Origin of the sequence: Marinobacter arenosus, assembly GCF_019264345.1 — a bacterium.
Lineage (GTDB): Bacteria > Pseudomonadota > Gammaproteobacteria > Pseudomonadales > Oleiphilaceae > Marinobacter > Marinobacter arenosus.
In genome coordinates this window covers 404,698-429,734 of the sequence record NZ_JAHVAO010000001.1, presented here as the reverse complement: position 1 = coordinate 429,734, position 25,037 = coordinate 404,698, and the positions used below count along the sequence as shown (strand labels likewise).

The window sequence follows — 25,037 nt, the reverse complement described above, 5'->3', positions numbered from 1 at the left end:
CAGGCCGGTAGGATTGCAGGGACGGAATAACTGCTTTGGCAGAGGTCGCAAATCATACCAGATTCACACCCGTTAATGGCGACACCCGGGGCACAATCGAGGGGCACAGCGATGGAGGCAAAACAACCCGAGAAACGCTACAATAGCGCCCTTTTGAACCACCGTTCAGCGGAAATCTGTGACAGACACTGACAATAACAGGGCTTCCATGCAGGAATTTGATGCCATCCGTCCCTATTCGGACGAAGAGACCGGCCCGGCCATCCAGCGCCTGGTTAACGATCCGGATTTTCTGGACATGATCGGGCGCTTCAAGTCGCCAACGGTTGCCCGATGGGCTCCCGCCGTACTGCGAGTCTTTATCCGACGCTGGCTGATCAGCCATTTTGGTCACTTCAACCGTGTTGATGACCTTCAGGCCCGGCTTTCCGAGTACGTCGGCCAACTGGTGGACCATACGACGACCCGGGTGACGGCGAGCGGCCTGGAAAACCTGGACAAGTCCAGCGCCCATCTGTTCATCTCCAACCACCGGGATATCGTGTTCGACCCGATGGTGGTCAATTATCTGCTTTTCCAGAACGGCTTCCACACCACCCGAATCGCCATCGGCGACAACCTGCTGGCCAATCGCGTGTTTGCTGAAATGATGCGGCTCAATAAGAGCTTTGTGGTGCGCCGGAACATGACCAGCCCCAGGGAGATGCGGGATGCGTACATGACGCTGTCAGGTTTCATCAACCACAGCATCGACACCAACACCAGCATCTGGATTGCCCAGCGCGAGGGGCGGGCGAAGGACGGCCTTGATTTCACCGATCCGGCCATCATCAAGATGTTCTATATGAGCCGGAAGAAGAGCGGGCTCAGCTTTGCCGAGGCCATGAACCGTTTGCACATCGTGCCCGTTTCCATTGCCTACGAGTACGACCCGTGTGACGAGGACAAGGCCCGGGAACTGGAAACCCGCGCGCGAACCGGACACTACACGAAGGCCGAGGGCGAAGACACGGATCAGATCATGAAAGGGCTCACCGAATTCAAAGGCCACGTGCACGTGCATTTTGGCGCTCCGATCCATGACTCCCCGGATAACCCGAGGGACCTGGCGGCACGAATCGACCGGGAAATGCACGCGCACTATCACCTGCACGCGTCGAACCTGGTGGCCTACGAGATGCGGGACGTGCATCCGGATTCCCATGCCACGCCAGAGAACGTGAGCGAAACGGTGGTAACCGCCGAAGCCTGGTCGCCGGCCGAACTGGAAGCGGCCGAAGCCGAGATGGAGCGGCGGCTGGATGCCTGTGATCCGGCAATTCGCCCGTACCTTCTGGATATGTACGCCAATCCGGTGGTGACCGCGCTGGAAGCGAATTCAGATTAACGACTCCGGAGAAACTCCGGCGATACATTTGCCGACGTCAACGAGGTGTTGTGTGCAGGAACTTGATTACATTGAAGTGGAAACCGGCTCCGAGCCCACGGCTGCCGTTATCTGGCTGCACGGGCTGGGCGCCAGTGGCCATGATTTCGAGCCGGTAGTGCCGGAACTTGGCTTGCCGGAGGGGGCGGCGGTTCGTTTCATTTTCCCGCACGCCCCCAATCTGCCCGTTACCATCAACGGCGGCATGACCATGCCAGCCTGGTACGACATCAAGGCGATGGACATCGACCGGGTTGTGGATACCGACCAATTGATGCAGTCCGCCGACGCCGTGGGAAAGCTGATTGATCGCGAAATTGAAAAGGGCATTCCAGCCGAGAAGATCATCATTGCCGGATTCTCCCAGGGTGGCGCGGTTGCCTACGAACTGGGTCTGACCTATCCCAAGCGGCTTGCCGGTGTCCTGGCGCTGTCCACCTATTTTGCGACCGCAAAGACCATCAAACCGTCCGCCGCCAATGCCGAAACGCCCATCAGCGTTTACCACGGCACGTTTGACCCGATGGTGCCGGAATCCCTGGGTGTGCAAAGCGTCGAAACCCTGAAGGAAATGGGCTACGACCCGGCCTACCAGACGTTCCCGATGGAACACAGCGTCTGCCTCGAAGAAGTTCAGGACATTGGCCGTTTCATTCGTCGGCACGCGCTCTGACCGGACCGGGTACAGAGCTCAGACCCACAACATGGCGCCCATTTCCAGCGGATGGGTCAGGGCGTCATGGAAGGGATACATTCTGAGCCTGAGCGTCTGCAAGCCCGGGTAGGGCGGCGAGAGCTGGGCTGAGAATACCGTATTCCCGTCCTGCTCATTCTCAGCGTTGAGCAGAACCCGGTTGTCGCCCGATAGGTGGTAGCTACCGATACACTGGGGTGTCACCAGGCACTCCACCCTGACATCGCTGCCGGTCAGGCCGTTGAGGTTGGCTTCGACCCGTAGCTCAATGGTTTCGTCGAAGGCGCAACGACACGCCACGCATCCCTGAACGCTCAGGCTCACCCCGGGCCATGCTTCCCGAACCCGCTGCTTCCAGTTTCCCAGTTCCTTCGCCAGGGCGGCCTCGTCAGCGAGCATTTTCCTGCCTTGCACAGCGGCTTGTGAGTAGTAACGCTCTACGTAGTCCATGACCATGCGCTGACTGTTGAAGCGGGGTGTGATGGATTTCATGGAAGCCTTTGACCGCTTTACCCACCCTTTGGAATAGCCTTGGGATGCGCGGTTGTAATAGAGCGGCACGATTTCAAATTCGAGCAGGTCGAGAAGATCCCGGGCCTCCTCCTCGTTCCGAAACTCGGCATCGAGGTCCAGATTCCGGGGCGTAATCGCCCAGCCATTATCCCCGTCGTATCCTTCGCCCCACCAACCGTCCAGCACGCTCAGATTCAGTGCCCCATTCAGCGCAGCTTTCTCACCGGATGTGCCACTGGCTTCCTTGGGGTATTCCGGCGTGTTCAGCCAGACATCGACACCGCTCAACAGGTGCCGGGCCATGGCCTGGTCGTAGTCTTCCAGGAGAATGACGTGCCCCATGAGCGACGGCTGCATCGATAGGTCGTGAATCACTTTGATCAGATGCTGCCCGGGCTTGTCCTTCGGATGGGCCTTGCCCGCAAACACCAGAACAACCGGGTGTTCGTGGTTGGTCAGGATCCGTTCCAGCCGCGCGAGATCGGAGAAGATGAGCGTAGCCCGTTTGTAAGTGGCGAATCGGCGGGCAAAGCCGATGACCAAGGTGTCTTTATCGAAGGAGACAATTTGGCGCGTCATCCGATCGGTGACCGAGTGGCCCGTGCCGTTGCGAAGATGCTGGCGTTGGAGTTGATTGACCACAAACTCGCCCATCTGCTGTTTCAGCGCCTTGTGGACGCTCCAGTAGTGGTAGTCCGGTATCCGGTCAACGAATTCCCAGAACGCCCTGTCGCGCAATTCGCTTTGCCAGGTCGGAGCCTGGATATCGAACAGACTGGCCCATTCCGGCGCCAGAAACGTGGGCACGTGAACGCCGTTGGTGATGTACCCGATGGGATTTTCGGCGGGCGGGACCTGTGGCCAGACGTCGCCCTCCATGCTCGACGCCACCGAGCCGTGGATACGGCTGACCCCATTGTGGAATCGGGAGCCGCGCAGGCCGAGGCTGGTCATGTTGAAGCTTTCGTCACCGTTCTTCGATCCGAGCGCGAAGACCTTCTCGAAATCGAGCCCCGACTCTTCAAGGTAGGTGCCCAGTGCATGGTTAAGCAGGTCCCGGCTGAAGATGTCGTGACCGGCAGGCACAGGAGTGTGGGTCGTGAACAGGGTGGACGCCCCGACGGCTTCCAACGCGGCGTCGAAGTCCAGGCCGGTGGCCATTAGCTGTCGACACCGTTCCAGGATCTGGAAGGCGGCGTGGCCTTCGTTGATGTGCCAGACCGTGGGCGCCAGCCCAAGCGCATCCAGCACGCGGGTGCCGCCAATTCCGAGCAACATCTCCTGGCTGATTCGCGTGGACTCGTCGCCGCCGTAGAGACGAAGGGTGAGTTCCTGGTCGTCGGGATCGTTTTCCGGGGTGTGGGTATCGAGCAGGTACAGATCGATGTGGCCAATCTGAGCCTGCCAGACCTGCGCGACCACGGTTCGGCCAGGGAAGGGAACGGTGACTTTGAGAGGCTCGCCGTTCTGTTCTACCGCCGTGATGGGTAATTCATCACTGAAATGGGACTGGTACCGGGCAACTTGTTGTCCCTGCGGGTCGATGGTCTGGATGAAATAACCTTGCTGATAGAGCAGGCCGACGGCAACAAACGGTAATCCGAGATCGCTGGCCGCCTTGCAGTGGTCTCCTGCCAGAATGCCGAGCCCTCCGGAATAGATGGGGAAGCTCTCGTGGAAGCCGAATTCGGCGCAAAAATAGGCGACCAGTTCGGTGTCCGGGTTTAGAATCTCCTCGACCTCCGGACCGGGCCCAGATTCGAGGTATGCGTCGTAACTGCTTAAGACCCGGCGATATTCTGATAGGAAAGCTCGGTCTTCACTGGCCTCGTCGAGGCGCTCCTGGGCCACCCGCCGGAGGAACAGTTTCGGATTGTGCTCCACTTTCTGCCAGAGGGGAAGGTCAATCCTGGCGAACAGGTTGCGCACCCCATGGTCCCAGCTGTAGAACAGGTTGTTGGCCAGTTCCTCGAGCCGTTCAAGTCCGTCGGGGACCCTGGGCCTGGCCTCCAGTCGAAATTCGGTAGCCTTGTGCATGATGAATGCCTCCTTGTGGAAACCATCCCGCTACTGCATAACCGGGTTCTGACGTTCAGCAAGTATCCCCTGGTAAAGCTCCCCGTAGTGGGCCGCGCTCTGCGTCCACGAGTAGTCGCCTGCCATGCCATTCTCCTGGAGTCGCCGCCAGGCTTTGCGGTTCTTGTGGCAATCCAGCGCCCGCTCAATCGTTTCCAGAAAGCTGAGTGAAGACGGGGACGTAAAACAAAAACCATTGGCGTTATCAATGCCGTTGTCGGCCGGATCAAAGACCGTGTCCCGAAGCCCGCCCACCGCGTGGACGACTGGTACGGTGCCGTACCTGAGGCTGTACATCTGGTTCAGGCCACAGGGCTCGAATCGCGATGGCATCAGGAAAAGATCGCAGCCGGCCGTAATTTGGTGGGCGAGGGCCTCGTCATACCCGAGTGTCAGCGAAACCTGGGCTGGCCATTTGCGGGCCAGCTCCTTGAGCGGTTGCTCAAAACGGGACTCACCCGACCCGAGCAAAGCGAACTGGCACCCGCGTTCCAGCAGAGGCGGCATGACGCTCAGGAGCCAATCCAGGCCTTTTTGCTCGACCAGTCTGCCCACGAAGCCGAGCAGGGCGGCACCTTGAGGGGCAAGCCCCAATGCTTTTCGTAGGCGGGCCTGGCACAGCCGCTTATTCCGGAGGTGATCCGGGCCGTAATGGGCGTCGAGGTAGCGGTCGTCCTCCGGATTCCAGGTTCGGGTATCAATGCCATTCAGAATGCCCGACAGCTGAGGGCGGCGGTAACGGAGTAATCCATCCAGGCCATACCCCAACTCCGGGGTCTGTATTTCCTCAGCGTACCCTGGACTGACGGTGGTTATTCGGTCGCTGAAGACCAGACCACCCTTGATGAACGATAACTGGCCATGAAATTCCAGCTGATCATATCGCCACAGCGCCTCGGGCAGACCAAGACGTTCGAAGGTTTCCCGGGGAAACAGCCCCTGATAGGCCAGATTGTGAATGGTAAACACGGTCCCCGGGCGCGCAGGGTGATCGTCGAGAAACACCGGTATGAGGGCGCTTTGCCAGTCATTGCAATGAACGATCTCGGGAACCCAGAGCAGTTTTAACTGGCCAAGGGCGATTCTTGCACCAACCTGGGCAAACACTTTGAACCGCTGGGGATTGTCTGGCCAGTCCACGCCGAGTTCGTTCTGATAGGGATTGCCCTCGCGCCCGAACAGCGGCGGGCAATCCACCAGCAAGAGGGTAACGGCGGTTCCTGGTAACCGGCTCTGAACCAGACTGACGGAAAGCCCGTCGATGATGAATCGGGCAACGGGACGTGCGCCGGCCTTACTCGCCGCAGACATGGCGGCGGGATAGCCCGGGAGCAGGATATGAACGTCATAACCCAGCCGACACAGAGCTTCGGGCAGACTGGCTGACACGTCCGCGAGACCGCCGGTCTTTATCAGTGGGTAGACTTCGCTCGAGGCGAACAGCACCCGGGTCATGGTATGCGCCTCAACACCACGGCGCCGAGCGGCGGCAGTGTGAGTTCCAGGGACCATTCCCGGTTCATCCAGGGCGTGCTGTCAGCGGTTATGGGCAGGGGATTCCCCACGTTGCTGCCGCCGTAGTATTCGGAATCCGAATTCAACACCTCTTGCCAGGGACCCGCTCCGGGTACCCCGATGCGGTAATGATGGCGGGGTACCGGTGTAAAGTTCACCACCACCACGGTGGCGTCGGTTGATGCCGTGCGCAGGTAGCTGATCACCGACTGGGAAGAATCGTGACAATCGATCCATTCAAAGCCGTGCGGCGAAAATCCACGGGCATGGAGCGAGGGTGCGTCGCGATAGCACCGGTTCAAGTCCTGAACCAGAGTTTTCAAACCATTGTGTTCCGGGTGAGCGAGCAGCTCCCAGTCAAGCTCACGCGTCTCGTTCCATTCCCGGCTCTGGCCAAATTCGCCCCCCATGAACAGCAGTTTGGCGCCGGGATAGGTGAACATGTAGGTGAACAACAACCGCAACGAGGCCCGTTTCTGCCAGTCGTCCCCCGGCATCTTGTTCAGGAGGCTGCCCTTGCCGTGGACCACCTCATCGTGGGACAGGGGCAGGAGGAAATTCTCGGAAAAGGCGTAAATCAAACCAAAGGTCAGCTTGTCGTGATGGTACGGGCGGTAGACCGGGTCCTGGCTGAGATAATCCAGGGTGTCGTGCATCCAGCCCATGTTCCACTTGAGATTGAAGCCCAGGCCGCCGAGTTCGCTGGGGCGGGTCACGCCCGGCCAGGAGGTGGATTCTTCAGCAATCACCAGCGCACCGGGGAAGCGTTCCTGGCAGACCTGGTTCAACGCCCGCAAAAACTCAATGGCCTCAAGATTCTCGTGGCCGCCGTGCACATTCGGAACCCATTCCCCCTCGTTGCGGGAGTAGTTGAGATAAAGCATCGACGCCACCGCATCCACCCGAAGACCGTCGATATGGAAGGCGTCCAGCCAGAAGAGCGCACTTCCGATCAGGAAGTTTCGAACCTCGTGGCGGCCGTAGTTGTAGATCAGTGTGCCCCAGTCCTTGTGGCGGCCTTTGCGGGGGTCTTCGTGTTCGTAGAGGGCACTGCCATCAAACCGGGCCAGGGCGTGTTCGTCGGTCGGAAAATGGCCGGGAACCCAGTCCAGTATCACCCCAATGTTCTCCCGGTGACATCGGTCGATGAGGTAGCGCAAGTCGTCAGGGCTGCCAAACCGACTGGTCGGCGCATAGTAGCCGGTGGTCTGGTAGCCCCAGGATTCATCAAGGGGGTGTTCGGTCAGGGGCAGCAGCTCGATGTGGGTAAACCCCAGTTCCTGGACGTAGGGAATGAGCTGGTCTGCCAATTCCCGGTAGCTGAGCCAGCGGCCGGAACCGTGGTGGCGCCAGGAGGCCGCATGCACCTCGTAGATCGAAATGGGCGCTTCCTGCCAGTTCCAGTGACTGCGCCGTTCCATCCAGTCGCCATCCTTCCAGGCGAAATGACCCCGCTCCACAACGACCGTGGCGCTGGCCGGGCGCAGTTCGAAGGCCTGACCGTAGGGGTCGATTTTCTCAAGCTGCCGGCCGTCAGCGGCGGTAATGGAGAAGCGATAGAGCGCACCGGGCCTGACGCCCGGCACGAAACAGGACCAGACTCCGGAACTTCCGGTGGAGACCATGGCATTTTTCCCGGGGTCCCAACGATTGAAGTCGCCGATTACGCTGACGGCTTTCGCCTGAGGCGCCCAGACTGAAAACCGTACTCCCTCCTCGCGCCTGGATTTGCAGGGATGAGCGCCAAGCACGTTATAGATATGCCAGTGTCGCCCCTCGTTAAAAAGGTGCAGATCAAACTCGCTGAGGGTAGGGCTTTCCATAGACCACGCTCGTTCCTGACAACGGGAGTTCCATTGGACGTTATGGCAGGTGAACAAAAAATGACCTGCAACAATTTTACGTCATTAATCAGTGATACTGTTCTAATCTTAATATGCTCGTCAGGAATCTGCCGGGTTCACTTTCACGGTGGACCGGCAACGCGGCGGAAAACCGTGGGGTTTTCAGGGAAGCAGCTATGCAAACGACACAGCGTTACGTCAGTCGACTTACTCGACAGACCCTCGCCCTGGTGCTTGCCGGCGGAAGAGGCTCTCGACTTCATGATCTCACCAAATGGCGCGCCAAACCGGCCGTGCCCTTTGGCGGCAAGTTCCGCATCATCGATTTCCCCCTTTCCAACTGCATCAACTCCGGCATAGGGCAGGTTGGAGTCATTACCCAGTACAAGTCCCACTCGCTGATTCGACATATTCAGCGGGGCTGGAGTTTCCTGCGCGCGGAGCTGAATGAGTTTGTGGAATTGCTTCCGGCGCAGCAGCGGATCGAAACGTCGTGGTATGAAGGCACCGCCGACGCCGTGCTGCAGAACCTGGACATCATCCGCAGCCACACGCCGGAATACGTGCTGATCCTTGCCGGTGACCATGTCTACAAGATGGACTACGGCACAATGATCGCGGCCCATGTTGAAAACGAGGCCGACATAACGGTGGGGTGCATCGAGGTCCCCCTGGAGGAGGCCTCCGCGTTCGGCGTGATGGCCGTTAACGACGAGATGCAGATCGTCGAATTCACAGAGAAACCGGAAAATCCCAAGTCCATGCCCGGCCAACCGACCAAGGCGCTGGCGTCAATGGGTATATACGTGTTCAGCACCCGCGTCCTCTTTGACGAATTACTGCGTGACCACCGACAGGAGACCTCGTCCTCCCACGATTTCGGCAAGGACATCATCCCCTCGGTCATCAAGCGCCTGAAGGTCATGGCGTTTCCCTTCCGGGATCCGATCCACAACAAGGAAGCCTATTGGCGGGATGTGGGTACCGTGGATGCGCTCTGGCAGGCCAACCTGGAGCTCATTGGCGTGAGCCCGGAACTGAATCTCTACGATTCCAAATGGCCGATCTGGACCTATCAGGAACAGTTGCCCCCGGCGAAGTTTGTGTTCAACGATGAGAACCGGCGGGGGTCCGCAGTGGATTCAATGGTCGCCGGTGGGTGTATTGTCTCGGGCGCGACCGTCAAGAATTCGTTGTTGTTTTCGCAAGTTAAGGTGCATTCCTACAGCCAGGTCGAGGATTCGGTCATTTTCCCGGACGTGGAGATCGGCCGCCATTGCCGGATTCGCAAGGCGTTGCTGGATCGAGGCTGCCGGATTCCCGACGGTACCGAGGTCGGCTTCGACGAAGCGAAAGACCGGAAGCGATTCTATGTCTCTCCGAAAGGCGTCGTACTGATAACGCCCGAGATGCTCGGGCAGGATTACCCGCATGGACTCTGACGACCGGACCCCCGTGGTCCTTTTCTGGCACATGCACCAGCCTGGCTACCAGGACAACCAGACCGGGCAGTTCCAGTTTCCCTGGGTGTACCTGCATACCATCAAGGATTACAGCGACATGGCGGCGCACCTTGAGGCGCACCCGGGTGCGAAAGCAGTGATTAACTTTGCCCCCATCCTGCTGGAGCAGATTGAAACCTACCTGGTACACATCGAACGGTGGCGTCACGGGGTGGGGCAAATCGGCGACCCGTTACTGGCTGCGCTGGTCGCCGAACAGCTGCCGGAAACCGGCAGCCCCGGATTCCTCGACCTGGTAGAGAAGTGTCTCCGGGCCAACACCGACCGGATCATCAACCGGTTTCCTGCCTTCGCCAGACTTGCCCAAGTGGCCGGGCTCTATCGGAAGAAGCCCGAGATGCAGCGCTATATGTCCCCGATGCTGCTTAGCGATTTGCTGGTCTGGTACCACCTTGGCTGGATGGGGGAAACGATCCGGCGAGAGAATCATTGCGTCCGGAGTCTCCAGGAAAAAGCGTGGCAGTTCTCAATGGACGATCGACACGCCCTGATGAATGTCATTTTCGAGACGTTGGCGGGGATAGGGCCACGGTACCGCCACCTTGCGCAGATCGGCCAGGTGGAACTTTCGGTCAGCCCCTATACCCATACCATGCTGCCGCTTTTGCTGGAGCTTGCCTCTGCCCGTGAGGCCATGCCCGATATTGTCTTGCCCTCGTTTGCGAAGTATCCGGGTGGCGAGGTCCGGGTTGCCTGGCAGCTTGAGGAGGCCAGGCGCGTGTTTTCCCGGTTCTTCAACCTGGAGCCCACCGGGTGTTGGGCGTCTGAGGGTGGGCTGAGCCAGGAGACCCTGACCCATCTCGGTCATCATGGATTCCGGTGGACGGCCAGTGGCGATTCGGTGATCCGCAACAGCCTGCACCAGGCCCGGCTGGCCGATAAATCCATCCCGGATTCTGGCATTCACCGGCCTTACCAGTTCGGCCAGACTTCACCGACGGTCTTTTTTCGCGATGATGGCTTGTCCGACCTGATCGGATTCACCTACGCCGACTGGCACGCCAGCGACGCGGTAGGCGACCTCGTTCACCACATGGACAATATTGCTGCCCAGGGCAAAAAAGAGTCTCGCCCGGTCATCTCCGTCATCCTTGACGGTGAGAATGCCTGGGAATACTACCCGGAGAACGGATTCCACTTCCTCGACGAGCTTTACGAGGTGCTACAGGACCACCCGAGGCTGCGCCTTACTACGTATCGCGAGCTCCTGTCTGCGCCGGTCTGCGACACCGTTCCCCTGCCGCACCTGGTTGCCGGAAGCTGGATCTATGGAACCTTTTCAACCTGGATTGGGGACCCGGATAAGAACCGGGCGTGGGAACTCCTGTGCGAAGCGAAATGCCACTTCGACCGGGTCATGGACAATGGCAGCCTGAGCGCGGAGCAAAAGAGCGCGGCTGAGTTGCAGCTGGCCGTGTGTGAGGGGTCTGACTGGTTCTGGTGGTTCGGTGATTACAACCCCGCCCAGATCGTCAGTGATTTCGAGTACCTGTACCGGAAGCATCTGGTCAGTCTCTATGACCTGATCGGTTACCCGGCCCCGGCGTCGGTGTTCCAGAAATTGAGCCAGGGCAGCGGAGCGCCCGAACGGGGCGGTGCCATGCGACCAGGCCACGACCGGAATACCCCGGCATGACCCAGGGTTCAGCGGGAACAGACCTGTTCAATATCCGCAAGGCCGGCGTTTTGCTTCACCCCACCTGCTTGCCTGGCGAATGGGGTGTTCTGGGGCAGAGTGCCCGCAGGTTTCTGGATTTCCTGGCCAGCGCTGGCATCCGCGTGTGGCAGACACTGCCCATCGGACCCACGCATTCCGACCTTTCCCCTTACCAGTCGTTGTCAGCGCACGCGGGAAACCCGGATTTTATTGATCTGGAGGAGCTGATCGCCTCCGGCCTTCTGAGCGCGGAGGATCTGGGTCTGGCCGGGATGGAGATGGGACGGCGATCCTGCTTTGAGCGCGCCGCCGCGCGGTTTTTCGAACGGGCGGAGGCCTCGCCGGATAACGCGGTGCATCAGGCTTACCAGGACTATGTTGCAACCAATGACTACTGGTTGGATGATTTCACGCTGTTCAACGCCATACGGGAGGCGTACCCGGGACTGAACTGGCTACAGTGGCCGACAGAACTGCGTGACCGACACCGGGCGGCGTTGGCGGAATTCGCCCGGCAGGCTGTATCCACGGTGCAGCGCGTTCGGTTCGAGCAGTTCCTGTTCCATACCCAATGGCAGGCGCTTCGGCACTATGCCCACGAACGGGACATTTGCCTGTTTGGCGATATTCCGATTTTTGTCGCCCATGACAGTGCCGACGTCTGGGCCAACCGCGAGGGGTTCAAGCTGGACGCCGAGGGGCAGTCGACCGTGGTTGCCGGCGTTCCACCGGACTATTTTTCGCCCGATGGCCAGCATTGGGGGAACCCCCTGTATGACTGGGAGGCGATGGCTGGCGACGGGTATCAGTGGTGGCTGCAACGCCTGGACAGTCAGCGGCACCTCTTTGACCTTATCCGCATCGATCACTTCCGCGGGCTTGAAGCCTATTGGGAGATTCCGGCGCACGATCCTCAGCCCCGGCACGGCCATTGGGTAGCCGGGCCTGGGAGGGCCTTTCTGGAAGCGTGTTTTGGCACGTTTCCCGAGCTTCCCCTGGTCGCAGAGAACCTGGGCATCATCAGCGAGGAGGTGGAGCAGCTCAGGCGCGCGTTCCACCTGCCGGGGATGACCGTTCTCCAGTTCGGATTCGACGGCAACCCCGATAACCCGCACCTGACCCACAATCACGAGCCGCACAACCTCGTGTACACCGGGACGCATGATAACGACACAACGCTCGGGTGGTACACCAGTCTGGACGACAGCACCCGCAATTACGTCAACCATTATCTTGGCACCACCGGGGACAACATGCCCTGGCCGGTCATACAGGCCGCGTTTGGCTCGGTGTCGAGCATCGCGATCGTGCCGATGCAGGACCTGCTCGGGCTGGGCTCGGAGGCGCGCTTCAACACGCCGGGAACCACGCAAAACAATTGGTTATGGAAACTGAATTGGTGTGAGGTACCGGCCGGTCTCGCAGGTAGTGTTCGGGATCTTGCGGGGCTCTACGGAAGATTAATCTGACGACTGGGTGAATATTGATCAACATCAAAATAAGCCGGTTTGAAGTTGGATATAAAGTGTTCATTATTTGTCCAAAGTGGTGCCGTTATTTAATGAGTCAGAAGGGAGGTTTCATGGAACACAGACTCAGCAAACGCGTTCAGGGCAAGTTAGGGCTTCTCGTGTACAAAAGGGGCATGCCAGTGGCGACCGGCCAGATTCGGGATGCTTCCAGCCGTGGGCTTTTCATTGCTACCGACTACTCCGATGTTCAGTTAAACCAGACACTGGAGATTGAGTTCCGTTTTCCGGAGAGGGAGGAACGGCATTTCCGGCGGCTGAAGGCCCATGTTGTGAGGAAGTCGGACAAGGGTCTGGGTGTGGACTTTGACGGCGTAGAGAACGACACGTTTACCATCTCCTCGCTGCTGCATTGGCTGAAACAGCATCACCGGTCCGTGGAGTATTTTTCGGTCCGCGAGAGCCAGGTGTACTGATTGCTCGCAAGGAGAACCGCAATGAAACGGGTGGAAGGGAAAGTAGCCGCCGTTACGAGAGGATTCCATGGTATTGGTGCCGCCGCGGTGACTCGATTGGCAGAAGAGGGCGCCAGTGTTGCCATCCTCGATTGCCTCGATAAAGAAGGGGAGGCACTGGCCCGGAAACTCGTGGCACGGGGCTATACCGCCCACTGATGACCGACTCCAGCGCGGGAACTCCCGGTGACCATTGCAGCCTACAATCCACGCCACATTCCTGAGGGGCTTGCCGGCCTCTCAGGGCTCGCCCTTGACCTTCGCTGGAGCTGGCATCATGGCAGCGACAGCCTCTGGCGCGCCATTGACGAAGAAACCTGGAAGGCCACGCACAACGCCTGGCTGGTACTGAACAGTGTGTCCGGAGAGCGGCTGGACACCCTGGCCAACGACGAAGCATTCCTCGAACTTTACCAACGGCAGATGGAGGCCCACCGGCAGTTTGAGCTGGCCGATACCTGGTACTCGGACAATTTCCCGGGCAGACTCGGCGACGGTGTCGCCTTCTTCTGTATGGAGTACGGCCTGAGCGAGTCCCTGCCGTTGTATTCCGGAGGGCTGGGCGTTCTCGCCGGGGATTTCCTGAAGGCTGCAAGTGACCTGGGTGTGCCGATGACGGCAGTTGGGCTGCTGTATCAGCAGGGGTATTTCCGGCAATCGGTCACGGCAGAGGGGCAGCAGCTGGAATTCTACCCCTATAACGACCCCAGCATGTTGCCGGTAGCGCCCCTGACCAACTCGGACGAGCAATGGGTACGGGTTGTCATACCGTTTCCCGGCAGGCAGGTCCGGCTGCGGGCCTGGAAAGCCCGTGTCGGCCGCTGCAATTTACTGCTTCTGGACAGCAATGACCCCCGAAACGAACCAGGCGACCGCGGTATCACCAGCGAACTGTACAGCAGCAACTCCGAAAAACGCCTGCAACAGGAAATCGTTCTTGGGATTGGTGGCTGGCAGCTGTTGCGCCAGTTGGACATCAAGCCCGCCATTTGCCACATCAACGAGGGGCACTGCGCCTTTGCTTTCCTGGAACGGGCCCTGACCTGGCAACGTGACAACGACACCGATGTCGAAACGGCGCTTCTGGCCAACCGTTCGACCAATCTCTTCACGACGCACACGTCGGTAGCGGCAGGCTTTGACCACTTTGCACCCAGCCTGATCCGGCTTTACCTGACGCCGTGGATGAAAGAGCGGGGTCTTACCATGGATCAGTTCATGGCCCTGGGCAGCGAAAGCGGTGGCCATTCCCAACGGGCGGAGGACGACGCCTCCGTGAATATGGCCTTGCTGGCGCTCAATATGTGCGGGCGCATCAATGGTGTCAGCGACATTCACCGGAAGGCGACACAAAACCTGCTTCAGCCTTATTTTCCCCGGTGGCCAGGCCGGGACATTCCGGTGGAAGCCGTGACCAACGGAATCCACACACCGAGCTGGGATTCGCCGGAGTCCGACGCGCTCTGGACCAAAGCGTGCGGCCAGGAACGATGGCGACAGCCTCTGGAGAGCACCTGCCCCCTGGACAACATGCCCGATTCCGACATCCTGGCCATGCGGCAGGCTCAACGCCGGAGACTGGTTCACTACCTGCGTCAGCGACTCGCTGCCCAGCACTGCGAGCATATGCCGGGAAACAATCCGGAGGCGGCCTGTGGTCTGTTACTGGATAGTGAAACGCTCACCCTGGGGTTTGCCCGCCGATTCACCGAGTACAAGCGGCCGGACCTTTTGCTGACCGATCCCGACCGTCTGCTGGCCTTACTCAACCATCGTGACCGCCCGCTCCAGATTGTACTGGCCGGCAAGGCCCACCCCAGTGACCACCGGGGCAAGGAACTCATCCGACGTTGGAAACGGTTTTCAAGCCTGCCGGGTGCCGAAGGCAAGGTGGTCTTTATTGAAGACTACGATCTCGGCGTGGCCACCCAGCTGATTCAGGGTGTTGACGTCTGGCTGAACTGCCCGCGCTATCCCTGGGAGGCGTGCGGCACCAGTGGTATGAAAGTATTGGTCAACGGCGGGCTCAATCTGTCCCAGTACGATGGCTGGTGGGCGGAGGCGTGGAACGAATCGGTCGGCTGGGCGATCAGGCCGGGCGCGACGTTTGAAGAACTGAGCAGTTCGAACGCGCACGACCAGTCAGATGCCCTCGAACTGTATGACTTGCTCGAGAACGAGATCATCCCTGAATACTATGCCACGGACAGTCACGGCCACCCGGGTCGCTGGCTCCAGCGTATCCGCTGCAGCATGAACACGCTGACCGCGGCCTATTCGGCGAACCGCATGGTGCGCGAGTACGTCGACAACTTCTACCTGCCGATGGCGACCAAAGGAGAGCAGCGAACCCCGGCGCTGGCCCGCGAACTCGTGGCGTTATACCGGGACATCAATCAGATGTGGCGACGGATAAGGTTTACATCGATGGATGTTCAGGAGGCAGACGGGGGGCAACGGATCTCCGTGGAAGTTTATCTCGATGGGATTCCGGAACAGCACGTGGCCGTCGAGTTGGTGGCAGAGGCGTCCGATTACGGTCCGCAAGAGACCCGGCCCATGAAACTGAAGCAACGACAGGGCGGCTCTGAGCACAGTTATCTCTTCGAATGCTCAGTGCCGACTCGTCCGGAAGGTCACTACACACCGCGGATCCGGCTTCGGGACGAGCGCATGAACCTGCCCCTTGAGAACCCTTCCGTGCTTTGGCGTAACTGATCGCGAAATTAGCTGCGCCAGAAGGCGGGGGACAGGACGATCACCACGCTCAGGATTTCCAGGCGGCCCATCAGCATACCCACCGAAAGCACCCACTTGGCACCGTCTGGCAGGGGGCCGAAGTTGCCGGAAGGCCCGATGATTTCCCCCAGGCCGGGGCCCACATTGGTCAATGCGGTCAAGGCGCCGGACAGGGATGTCACGAAATCCAACTGCATCGCGGCCAGGGCAACGGTGATGAGCAGGAGGCAGAGAAGGAAAATAAACGTATAGGCGATCATGGACGAGATGATTTCATCGCTGACAGACCGGCCGTTGTAGTTTCGCGTGAGGACGGCGCGGGGATGCAGCAGGCGCATCAGCTGCTCGCGAAGAATAATCAGGGATAACTGGAATCGGAAAATCTTCATGCCGCCGGCCGTTGAGCCAGAACAGCCGCCCACGAACATCAGAAAGAAGAACAGAACGAACGCCAACGGCCCCCAGGCCGAATAATCCTCAGACGCATAGCCGGTGGTGGTCACCACCGACGTCACATTGAAGAGCGTTGCCGTGTAGTTGTGAAGGGGATCAAATGGCACCGGCGACACCAGCCAGCGGTAGAGCGTCAGCAGCGCCGGTACCAGCAACAGGATTCCGAGGAACAGTCGCACCTGCTGATCCCGGAACAGTACCCCGTGCTGTCCGTGCATTTCACGCACAAACAGGAAGAACGGAAGGCTCCCGATGATCATGAACAGGGTGGCTTCCATCAGGATCAGATCGCTGAATTTGCCCATGGACATGTCCGACGTGGAGAACCCACCCGTCGCAATGCTGGTCAGCCCGTGGTTAAAGGCATCAAACAGCGTCATGCCGGACAGCCAGTAAGTGAAAACGGCCACAATGGAAAACGCCACGTAAACCACGAGCAGCCCTCGACTGAGCGTTTTCATCCTTGGCAGGGCCTTGTCCGTCCACTCCGACGATTCGGTAGCAAACAGCCGCATACCGCCAACCCGGAGGAAGGGAAGTACTGCGACGAACATACCGATGATACCGATACCGCCGATCCACTGGAGGATGGACCGCCAGAGCAGGAGATCCGGGTCCATGGTATCCAGGCCGCTCAGCACCGTTGCGCCGGTGGTGGTGATGCCGGACGTTCCCTCAAAGAACGCATCGGCGGCAGATATGCCGTTGTCACTCAGGTAAAAGGGCAGGGCCGAGAAGACGGCAATGATAAACCAGCTGGAAACAGTCAGGACGAACATGAACCGCGGCTTGAGATCCCGCGGTTGCCGAAAGGTGACCAGAATGCCGAAAACGCCAAGACCACAGACAATGGCGGCCGATTCCGCGAACGCCATGGCATTGGGCGCCTCGGAACCAGCCAGAAAAATGACCGGCAACGTCATGAAGATGCTGAGAAGCACAAACATGACGCTTACAATAAAGACAACGGGATAAAGGTTTCTCAAAGAACGCTCAAGCCAGCTGAAACAAGAGACGGCTCAGAATACCTGTGGGTGCCGGCTTCCGCAAGGAAATGGCGTTTCTGTGACCGGAATTAACCACGAATTAAATCACTGTAAATATGAGGTAAATGGGGATCCATAGTCTGGAAATGTCCGTGTGGTTGGTGCAACGTGAAAACTGGAAAACGGAACGTTCGTTAAGGAGAAGGATCCATGAAACACTCACATTCCCTCGCAGTTGTCTTTGCCGCTGGTCTGGCTACCGCAGGTGCCGCCAATGCCCAGGATATGTACAAGTCCGGCGTGGGCGGGCTCTATACCGGACTGAACTATACCTTTGCGAACCTGGATATCGGTTCGTCCGATGCGGATGTCGGTACCCTTTCCGCCAAAGCCGGCGTTATGGCCACACCATTCCTTGGCTTTGAGGCTCGAGCCGGGTTCGGCGTGGATGATGACCGTATTGGCGCTGTCGACGTGTCGCTCGACAACTTCTTCGGCGGCTATGCGACGTTTAATCTCGCCAATGAATCTCCGATCACGCCGTATGCGATTCTGGGCTTCACCCGTGTCGAGCTGGAAGCGGAAGGTCCCTTTACCACCGCGACGGAAGACGACAGTGACGTGTCTTACGGTGTCGGTTTGAATATGGAGTTCGCCTCCAACGTATCTGGCAACCTGGAATACATGCGTTATTATGATGACGACGATGTCACCGTAGACGGTCTGGGACTTGGCGTTCAGTTCAATTTCTGAGACCCACTGACCAGGAGCCCGATTGAACCATCTAGCCCACGTATTCCTGGCCCCGGATTCACCGGAAGCGCGCGTGGGCAGCATCCTGGGTGATTTCACCCGGGGTGTTGTTCTCTCCCGTCTTCCGAATGAGGTGCAGAAGGGCGTGCGCCACCATCGCGCCGTTGACAGTTTCACCGATCAACACCCGGAAGTGCTGGCGAGCAAGGCCTGCTTTTCCCGGCAGCGTCGCCGGTTTGCCGGCGTTGCCCTGGATATCCTCTACGATCACTATCTGTTAAGACACTGGCAACGTTTCAGTCAGGCGGATCGTGATACCTTCGTCCAAACTGTTTACGGCGAACTCCAGAGTCACGAGTATCTGATGCCGGAGCCGATGATCAGAGTGGCACGACGCATGGTTTGGCATGACTGGTTTGGCGCTTATCAGGACCTGGAGAGCATTGGACACGCTCTGGACCGCGTTGCCGGCCGCGTACGGTTTCCGAACCGCTTTTCCGGCATTATTGACGAAATCCGAGCAAATGATGTTGAACTGGAAGAGCGTTTCTTAATGTTTTTCCCGGATTTACAAACCTTTGCAGGAGATATTGAATGAGAAATCTAGCTTCACTGGTATTGGCCGCAAGCCTTTCCCTTCCTGCGACCAATGTGGTGGCTGAAGACTCAGAGACATCCGACAATTCCGTTCCGGAAACCCTGGGGTTCGTGGAGTGGGTTGTTATGAACGACACCAATCTGCGCCTGAAGGCCAGGCTCGATACCGGGGCCAAGACCTCATCACTCCACGCCGTGAATGTTGAGGAGTTCCAGAAAGATAACGAGGAGTGGGTGAAATTCCAGCTTCCGTTGGGGGATCATGAGGATCAGCCGAGTGAAGGCGAAATTGACCACGAGGACGTGGTTCTGGAGTTCGAACGTCCGATCCATCGAACGGTCCTGATCAAGCGTAAAGGCGCCCCATCACAGCGTCGGTACGTGGTGAAGATGGAGTTCTGCATTGCCGGAACAATTCACGAGACCCAGTTTTCGCTGACCGATCGCGGCAATTTCTCGTACCCGGTACTCCTCGGACGGCGCTTCATGCGGGACGACAACATTCTGATCGACTCCGCCGATAGCTTTATCGCGCAGCAGGACTGCGAGTTCAGCACGCTGGAGGAAATCGCCCAACAGGCGGACTAAAAGGACACCGGCGGGAGCGTCAGCCGGCGGCGCTCTCCGCCACCGGGCCTTAGCCCGAACTCCCGCTGATCCAGCACATCCAATATGCAGTCCAATTCCCGCCCCACCACGGCCGCATTACGGATCATCGCCAGTTTGGGCCACGTATTGCGCTTGCCGGCGAGGATCAGATTCGCGATTTCCTGGTCATTACGATACCCGAACAGAACGTTTCGCCAACTGAAGTCCTTTTTTTCCAGGATGATGTTCACATCACCGGTATAGCTCTGAGTCAGCACACTGTGGGCGATCAGAATCGCGGGGCTGACAAATGATACGCCAAAGCGGCTCAAATACCCCTCCAGTTCTTTCAGGAGGTCTGCTGCGGTACCTGTCATCATGCTGCTCGCGACATTTCTCAACCCTTTGCGGGCGCGCAGTTTCGGATCCTCGACAAACGGAACCGCCAGGGGATTGATCATACTGACAATGTAATGATTGACGCCGAACAGCCTGGACAGGCGTTTTGCCGGCAGGTCCTCGGCCACAGAGCCGTCAACCCATTTCCGGGATGGGAGATAGGGCTTCGGTTTGCCATCGGCCCCTTTGGCATAGAGGGTCACGGGCGGTACCACACCGGGAACACTGCCTGACGCATCCATGGCAGAGCGGATGTAAACGTTCGGCGACGTAATCGCGTTCATTAACCGGGAGTTCTGGTGCTTTTCCGCGGGGGCAATTGAGATATTGATGTACCGGCCGGTGTGTTCATAAGCTTCCTGGAAGGTCATCGTATTGTTGATGCCATCCATGGCGCGTTGCTTGACGGATAACGGCGATACCTCCGGCTCCATCCCGGCCAGGACCTTGATCGGATTCAGGTGCTCGGGCATATCGTACCGGTAGCGCTCAAAAAAGCCGGCCTTCAGTTCCTCATTGGTGTACATGGACAAAAGCGCAGAGACCCAGGCTCCGGCACTTGCCCCGGAAACGACATTGGGCAACAGGTCCTGTTCAATCAGGGTCTGAACGACGCCGTGGTGGAAGTAGATCAGTCCACCACCACCGCTCAGCATGAGTGCGGAGCGGCCATAACAGTGGCTGGCGCGACGGAAGAAATCGACCTTGTCCTGAAGGGAGATATGAGAGGACGAGGAATCGGCAACGGTCCTGAGGGCCTGAACAATGGCGTTCACATAGTTGTCAATCAGCCGCTTGGTGCCGGTCAGGGCCCGGTCATAGAGAATAGGGCGGCCCATTCCACTCATATTGCCGTGGATGCCTTCGTTCAGAACGTAGAGCAGTTCTTCATGGTTCTGTTCGGCCAGCAGGGTGCGGAGCGACTCATATCGGGCGCGGATATCGCGGTAATCGTAATACTCGGAGGCGTCGGTCTGACGCCAGTTCTCGGCGCCAGTCAGGTTATCCAGGGCAATAGCGGCCTCGTGCCATTGCCGATAACTGGTGGCGGATTGCATTCGCTGTCGGAGTTCCTGCCGGCTGAATCCTTTCGGCTTTATCAGGGACATCATTGGCGAGTACCGTTATCCATGCGTTTGCGCGGTCTTTCTTGAGTATGTACCTCAATGCGGTTTACCGCCAGTACCGGCCACCCGACTGAGCGCCCGGCCAAGGTTGCAGAAGTAGTTGCTGAACGCTGCGCTGATCCGATCCCGTTCAGCCCCGATGGGGTAGAGGCCCATGCGGGCTTCGTCGGAATTCCGGGTTCCGCGCACGAGAAAGCTGTCCCGGGGAGCCGTGTCCTCAATGAAGGCTTCAAACGCCCGCGCGGCCATCTCTTCCGGGCGAGCCCAGTAGAGTGAATTCTGATGGCTGTCGGCGATTCTTGACGCCTTGAACAGGTCGCTGGGCTCGGTGCCCGCGGCATTCAGAAGAACCGCCTCAAAGCACCGAAACAGTTGGGAGGTCAGGGTATGGGGCCTGAAAGCCTGGCTGTCGAGCCAAAGGGAGCTGGCGAAGGCCTGGCGGTCGCAACCCAGAAACGTCTTTGGCGCGATGTAATGGTCGAACGCGTGGAACCACTCATGGGCCAGGCTGCCCGGGCCGGCGTTCTTGGCGAGGGCGAGTTGCCGGGTGGCCGGGATATAATGGGCACTGACACCGGGTTGCCCGCCAATTCCATACTGCAGCCCCAGCGAGCTTCTGAGCGAAATGACCTGCTCAGGTACACCAAGCGTGGCCATGAGAACATCAAGTGCGCTGTTGAAGCGCTGGGCGGCCCGATCCCGTTCAGATTCGGTCACCCACCGACCAATCTCAATGCTCCGGAAGTCGTACCGTCGTCTGATGTGTATAAACGAAACTTTCACGAATCCCCGCCGCTTAAAACTGTATATAGTTACAGTATTGTAGGCGTGGCCGGTACCACTAACAACCTCACCGACCTCGCCGAACGTCGGAGACCGCTCAACGGTTCACATTCCCTCGTCCCGCAGGTTCAGGATCCAGTCGACCAGATCGTTGGCCTCCTGATCGCTGACTTCCGCGCGTTCCTCGGTAGGAGGCATTACGGCGGACCCCCAGTGATCTTCCCCTCCGGTTTTAACAACCTCGACCAGCATCTCTCGATCGTCTTCCGTGTACTTCTGGGCAATACTCTGGAAGGAGGGCGCTCGCGGCAGCTCCTCGCTGGTGAGATGACAGCCAAGGCACTGCTTTTCCTCGGCCAGCTTCATCATGCCGTGGGAGTCTGCGAAAGCCACAGACGCACCCATACTGAGGCAGGTAGCAAGCGTTATCGAAATGGATCTGAATTTCATACCGCCCCCTTTATTGCTCATCCTTTATGAATAATTTGAGATGACTGCAATAGGTCTGGGACCAATCAACTACCTCACTTTTTAACTTAGACCAATAGTAAAGGGTGCACCACTTCTAGCTTTTACTTGTCAGGTTCAGAGCGTATATGAATGTCCCGTTGGGGGAAGGGGATCTCGATGCCCGCTTCTTTCAGAGCCCGAGTGATAGATGAATGCAGCTCGTGTGAAAGGGGCATGAAGTCCAGAAGATCCCGAACGAACACCCGGACCTCAAAGTCGATCCGGCTCTCGCCCAACTCCACGCAGAACACGGCGGGCGCCGGCTCTTCCACAACCCGCTCATTGTTGACGGCGACCTGGTAGAGCAGATCCTGCACCATATCGACATCGGAGCCATAGGCCACGCCAACGCGGATAATAACCCGGGTAATGGGATCGGACAGGGTCCAGTTGGTCAGGTCCTGGGTGACAAAGGTTTTGTTGGGAATGATCTGCTCTTTTCGATCCCAATCGACCAGTGTTGTCGCGCGAATCCGGATACGGGACACCGTACCGGTGATTCCGCCAATGGTAACCGTGTCACCAACCCGAATCGGGCGCTCAAACAACAGAATGATACCAGAGACGAAATTGGCGACGATCTCCTGGAGGCCAAACCCTAGCCCCACACCCAAGGCTGCCACCAGCCACTGCAACTTCGACCATTGGAGCCCCAGGCCAGCCAGGGCGGCGGCAATACCAATAAACACAATCGTGTAACTGGCCAATGTGGTAATGGCATAACCAACGCCAGGCTCAAGGTTAAGGCGGCTGAGGAAGACGACTTCCAGGGTGCCCGGCAGGTTCCGGGCCGCGATGACAGTGCCGGCACCGATCCCGAAAGCTACCATCAGGTCACCCAGATTAATGGGAACCGGGTTTTGCCCCTCGATGCCTGTGTTGATGGTCCATAGGGTGATGTCGTCAAAGATGCCCAGTGCCGGGAACACATTGTGCCAGAGCATCCAGAGGCCCGCGGCCGCGAGGATCAGAGAGATAATCTTTAACAGCGTTTCGCTTTGCTGGCTGATTTCGTTGATATCCCGTTGTGGGATATCAAAACTCATCGGCACACCTTCGCCAGATGATTCAGCGGCTTCCCGGGTTTCCGCCATCTTGCGCTCTGCTTCTCGCGCTTCGAGTGCGCGCTTGAGCGCTATTCGACGCTCCCGGACGGCAAGACTTCTCAGCCCGAGGTAGTGCAGTAAAATCACGAAGGCCAGCCAGCACAAACTGATAAACATCAAGCCTTCAAAGCGAACCGCCGTGTAGTGGTAGCCCCAGAGCGAGACGAGAGCGAGAACCAGGGGCATGGCTACCGCCAGCCAGTGCAGAACCCGGAGTATCTGGCTGCCGGGTTGATCCACCCTGACGGCGGTCATGAAGCGTTGTGCGAAATAGGCGAGGGCGAACGAGGCAACCATGAACAGAAAACGTCCCAGGCTATCGCTGTATACCGCACCTTTCTTGGTTGCCATCGTCGGCATGATGACGATGATTGGAATCAGTACCGCCAGCAGAATCGGAATCTGCTTGCGAATGACCCGAAGGGTATTGGAATTCCACTGAAAATGCCGCTCTCCAAGCCCCTTGGTATACGCAACCGTGTAGATGCTGCGCAGTAGCAACGCGACAAAAGCGGCGTTGGACAAGCCCTTGGAGAGGGCATGGAGAAAACTGTTACCACTCTCGAGTAACAGGTACCCCAGGGTGAGCAGGAAAACACCAGGCAACGCCAGGAGAAAGCTGTAAATGAGCGCCGAGAAGGTGAATTTCCACCGATCACGGCGAACATTGCCGACGTGGTAGCCGGTATCGATGAGCGCCTTACGAAACTTGCGCCGACGCACGGCCATCACCACCAGAACCACGGAAAGCAGCGACAACAGCGGCCAGTGCTCCCTGGCTGAGGCCTGCACCGCCTCTTTCAACGCCTTCCATTTGAACCCGGATACAAACCAGGTTGCGCCCCGATAGATCTGTTCCACTATCTCCAGATTGACCCGTTCGGTACTGGGCAGCCAGAACAGTCGTTGTTGGAGCAGCGTCTGGTACGCGTCGAGTCGATCCTGGAGTTGCACCACAATGTTGTAGTATTCGTTCAGCACTTCAATGTGCTTGGTCACCGCTGCATGGAGCTGCCGGAGGAGCTGTACCCGATTCACCTCCAGGCGGCCACGGGCGTCATCGTCCGGTTCGATCACCGCCTCGAACTCCTCAAGGCGCAGCTGTTCCTCGCGGGCTGCCGACAGCTGGGCACTGATCCCTTTCGTCAATCCGGCGGCAATGGTTTGGCCTTTCAGCCGCTCAAGGCGCTGTCGCAATAGATTCGCGTAATCATCGGTGAGGTTGAGTCCGGCCCGTTCCAGCCGGAGCTCGAAGCTCTCGTATTCATTATCCAGACGGGTTCGCAATGATTCTGCGTAAGCCAGGCGTTGTTCACTGATGTTGAGCGCGTGCTGACGACTGTCCAATGCCTCACGAAGTTTCTGGATCTGCTGCTGGATATCGGCGTTCTGTGGCGTCGGAATCGAACTGACCAGTGGCTCCTCCGGCGCCTCAATTTCGGGTTTTACCGGCGTCGGTTCCGGTTCGGGCTCTTCCTCCGATTCCTGCTCTTGCTCTTGATCTTCGCCTTCTTCCGCCGGTGGGTACCTTTCCGTTTCGGTCTGCACCGGTGGCAACAGATCGTCCAGCGCTGCGGTTGCCGTTTGGGCAAAGCCTCCACCGACCCAAAGGATCAGGAAACAGAGCAGGGCATGGACGCGGGATGAATTCATAGTCGAGCAACGTTCGGAGAGGCTTTTCGTTAGTTTAGCCACAAACGACAACAGGTAGGAGACGGACCGGTGGTATCTGACAGTATGGTAACTGGAGCGTTATCGAAACGT

At 58.4% G+C, this 25,037-nt stretch carries 19 protein-coding genes; 11 read left to right on the top strand and 8 right to left on the bottom strand.

Annotation, left to right across the window (positions count from 1 at the left end; all coding sequences use genetic code 11):
- Positions 1-208: 208 nt before the first annotated feature.
- Together KXD86_RS01960 and KXD86_RS01955 are read left to right on the top strand one after the other, a co-directional pair.
- Positions 209-1,387, top strand: a complete 1,179-nt coding sequence (locus tag KXD86_RS01960) for a 1-acyl-sn-glycerol-3-phosphate acyltransferase (protein WP_218636695.1) — start codon at positions 209-211, stop codon at positions 1,385-1,387.
- Positions 1,388-1,439: 52 nt separating this feature from the next.
- On the top strand, positions 1,440-2,099 hold the full coding sequence (locus KXD86_RS01955) for an alpha/beta hydrolase (protein ID WP_218634412.1): 660 nt from the start codon (positions 1,440-1,442) through the stop codon (positions 2,097-2,099).
- Positions 2,100-2,117: 18 nt separating this feature from the next.
- Here the strand turns inward: KXD86_RS01955 and glgP (KXD86_RS01950) are convergent, their stop codons facing one another.
- Genes glgP (KXD86_RS01950) through glgB form a run of 3 tightly spaced genes read right to left on the bottom strand, consistent with a single transcriptional unit; the run spans position 2,118 to position 8,047 of the window.
- Positions 2,118-4,670, bottom strand: coding sequence for an alpha-glucan family phosphorylase (gene glgP / locus KXD86_RS01950; protein ID WP_218634411.1), 2,553 nt, complete (start codon positions 4,668-4,670; stop codon positions 2,118-2,120).
- Positions 4,671-4,700: 30 nt separating this feature from the next.
- Positions 4,701-6,164 (bottom strand): glycogen synthase GlgA, encoded by a 1,464-nt coding sequence (gene glgA, locus KXD86_RS01945; RefSeq protein WP_218634410.1) that lies wholly within the window; start codon positions 6,162-6,164, stop codon positions 4,701-4,703.
- Positions 6,161-8,047, bottom strand: coding sequence for a 1,4-alpha-glucan branching protein GlgB (gene glgB / locus KXD86_RS01940; protein WP_218634409.1), 1,887 nt, complete (start codon positions 8,045-8,047; stop codon positions 6,161-6,163). The genes glgA and glgB overlap by 4 nt, the downstream gene beginning before the upstream one ends.
- 197 nt (positions 8,048-8,244) lie before the next feature.
- On the opposite strand from glgB, the gene glgC reads away from it, so the two are divergent.
- The 6 genes from glgC (at position 8,245) to glgP (KXD86_RS01910) (ending at position 15,950) form a co-directional block, all read left to right on the top strand.
- Entirely contained in the window at positions 8,245-9,510 is a 1,266-nt protein-coding gene (glgC, locus tag KXD86_RS01935) for a glucose-1-phosphate adenylyltransferase (protein ID WP_218634408.1), read from the top strand.
- Positions 9,500-11,227, top strand: coding sequence for a glycoside hydrolase family 57 protein (locus tag KXD86_RS01930; RefSeq protein ID WP_218634407.1), 1,728 nt, complete (start codon positions 9,500-9,502; stop codon positions 11,225-11,227). The genes glgC and KXD86_RS01930 overlap by 11 nt, the downstream gene beginning before the upstream one ends.
- The gene (gene malQ / locus KXD86_RS01925) at positions 11,224-12,717 is read left to right on the top strand and encodes a 4-alpha-glucanotransferase (protein WP_218634406.1); all 1,494 of its coding nucleotides are present in this window, start codon (positions 11,224-11,226) and stop codon (positions 12,715-12,717) included. The genes KXD86_RS01930 and malQ overlap by 4 nt, the downstream gene beginning before the upstream one ends.
- A 113-nt stretch (positions 12,718-12,830) precedes the next feature.
- Complete coding sequence (locus KXD86_RS01920; protein ID WP_218634405.1) at positions 12,831-13,193, top strand: PilZ domain-containing protein; 363 nt, start codon at positions 12,831-12,833, stop codon at positions 13,191-13,193.
- Positions 13,194-13,214: 21 nt separating this feature from the next.
- Complete coding sequence (locus tag KXD86_RS01915) at positions 13,215-13,391, top strand: SDR family NAD(P)-dependent oxidoreductase (protein ID WP_218634404.1); 177 nt, start codon at positions 13,215-13,217, stop codon at positions 13,389-13,391.
- 27 nt (positions 13,392-13,418) lie between these two features.
- On the top strand, positions 13,419-15,950 hold the full coding sequence (glgP, locus tag KXD86_RS01910; protein WP_218634403.1) for an alpha-glucan family phosphorylase: 2,532 nt from the start codon (positions 13,419-13,421) through the stop codon (positions 15,948-15,950).
- Between the two features lie 8 nt (positions 15,951-15,958).
- On the opposite strand, the gene KXD86_RS01905 is transcribed toward glgP (KXD86_RS01910), so the two are convergent.
- The gene (locus tag KXD86_RS01905) at positions 15,959-17,371 is read right to left on the bottom strand and encodes a TrkH family potassium uptake protein (RefSeq protein ID WP_218634402.1); all 1,413 of its coding nucleotides are present in this window, start codon (positions 17,369-17,371) and stop codon (positions 15,959-15,961) included.
- Positions 17,372-17,620: 249 nt separating this feature from the next.
- Between KXD86_RS01905 and KXD86_RS01900 the strand changes: the two genes are divergently transcribed.
- From KXD86_RS01900 to KXD86_RS01890, 3 genes are read left to right on the top strand one after another with little or no spacing between them, the layout of a single operon-like run.
- The gene (locus KXD86_RS01900; protein ID WP_218634401.1) at positions 17,621-18,163 is read left to right on the top strand and encodes an outer membrane beta-barrel protein; all 543 of its coding nucleotides are present in this window, start codon (positions 17,621-17,623) and stop codon (positions 18,161-18,163) included.
- 22 nt (positions 18,164-18,185) lie between these two features.
- A complete protein-coding gene (locus tag KXD86_RS01895; RefSeq protein ID WP_218634400.1) occupies positions 18,186-18,761 on the top strand; it encodes an acyl carrier protein phosphodiesterase in 576 nt (191 codons plus the stop codon).
- Positions 18,758-19,348 carry an ATP-dependent zinc protease family protein gene (locus KXD86_RS01890; RefSeq protein WP_218634399.1) on the top strand — a complete coding sequence of 197 codons (591 nt, stop codon included), beginning with the start codon at positions 18,758-18,760 and terminating at the stop codon, positions 19,346-19,348. The genes KXD86_RS01895 and KXD86_RS01890 overlap by 4 nt, the downstream gene beginning before the upstream one ends.
- On the opposite strand, the gene KXD86_RS01885 is transcribed toward KXD86_RS01890, so the two are convergent.
- From KXD86_RS01885 to KXD86_RS01870, 4 genes are all read right to left on the bottom strand, one after another.
- Positions 19,345-20,859, bottom strand: a complete 1,515-nt coding sequence (locus KXD86_RS01885) for a DUF3336 domain-containing protein (RefSeq protein WP_218634398.1) — start codon at positions 20,857-20,859, stop codon at positions 19,345-19,347. The two genes, KXD86_RS01890 and KXD86_RS01885, sit on opposite strands and share 4 nt — an antisense overlap.
- Positions 20,860-20,910: 51 nt before the next feature.
- Positions 20,911-21,657, bottom strand: coding sequence for a CLCA_X family protein (locus KXD86_RS01880; protein ID WP_218634397.1), 747 nt, complete (start codon positions 21,655-21,657; stop codon positions 20,911-20,913).
- 105 nt (positions 21,658-21,762) lie between these two features.
- Entirely contained in the window at positions 21,763-22,107 is a 345-nt protein-coding gene (locus tag KXD86_RS01875) for a c-type cytochrome (RefSeq protein ID WP_218634396.1), read from the bottom strand.
- Between the two features lie 122 nt (positions 22,108-22,229).
- On the bottom strand, positions 22,230-24,926 hold the full coding sequence (locus tag KXD86_RS01870) for a mechanosensitive ion channel domain-containing protein (RefSeq protein WP_218634395.1): 2,697 nt from the start codon (positions 24,924-24,926) through the stop codon (positions 22,230-22,232).
- Positions 24,927-25,037 lie beyond the last annotated feature (111 nt).

Bases quoted from the DNA above. Each gene is read 5' to 3' on its own strand.
- KXD86_RS01890 (WP_218634399.1), top strand. From the start codon at position 18,758: ATGAGAAATCTAGCTTCACTGGTATTGGCCGCAAGCCTTTCCCTTCCT.
- KXD86_RS01885 (WP_218634398.1), bottom strand. From the start codon at position 20,859: ATGATGTCCCTGATAAAGCCGAAAGGATTCAGCCGGCAGGAACTCCGA.
- KXD86_RS01960 (WP_218636695.1), top strand. From the start codon at position 209: ATGCAGGAATTTGATGCCATCCGTCCCTATTCGGACGAAGAGACCGGC.
- KXD86_RS01870 (WP_218634395.1), bottom strand. From the start codon at position 24,926: ATGAATTCATCCCGCGTCCATGCCCTGCTCTGTTTCCTGATCCTTTGG.
- KXD86_RS01915 (WP_218634404.1), top strand. From the start codon at position 13,215: ATGAAACGGGTGGAAGGGAAAGTAGCCGCCGTTACGAGAGGATTCCAT.
- malQ (WP_218634406.1), top strand. From the start codon at position 11,224: ATGACCCAGGGTTCAGCGGGAACAGACCTGTTCAATATCCGCAAGGCC.
- glgC (WP_218634408.1), top strand. From the start codon at position 8,245: ATGCAAACGACACAGCGTTACGTCAGTCGACTTACTCGACAGACCCTC.
- glgA (WP_218634410.1), bottom strand. From the start codon at position 6,164: ATGACCCGGGTGCTGTTCGCCTCGAGCGAAGTCTACCCACTGATAAAG.
- glgB (WP_218634409.1), bottom strand. From the start codon at position 8,047: ATGGAAAGCCCTACCCTCAGCGAGTTTGATCTGCACCTTTTTAACGAG.
- KXD86_RS01905 (WP_218634402.1), bottom strand. From the start codon at position 17,371: ATGTTTGTGCTTCTCAGCATCTTCATGACGTTGCCGGTCATTTTTCTG.
- KXD86_RS01875 (WP_218634396.1), bottom strand. From the start codon at position 22,107: ATGAAATTCAGATCCATTTCGATAACGCTTGCTACCTGCCTCAGTATG.
- KXD86_RS01930 (WP_218634407.1), top strand. From the start codon at position 9,500: ATGGACTCTGACGACCGGACCCCCGTGGTCCTTTTCTGGCACATGCAC.
- KXD86_RS01900 (WP_218634401.1), top strand. From the start codon at position 17,621: ATGAAACACTCACATTCCCTCGCAGTTGTCTTTGCCGCTGGTCTGGCT.
- glgP (WP_218634411.1), bottom strand. From the start codon at position 4,670: ATGCACAAGGCTACCGAATTTCGACTGGAGGCCAGGCCCAGGGTCCCC.
- KXD86_RS01920 (WP_218634405.1), top strand. From the start codon at position 12,831: ATGGAACACAGACTCAGCAAACGCGTTCAGGGCAAGTTAGGGCTTCTC.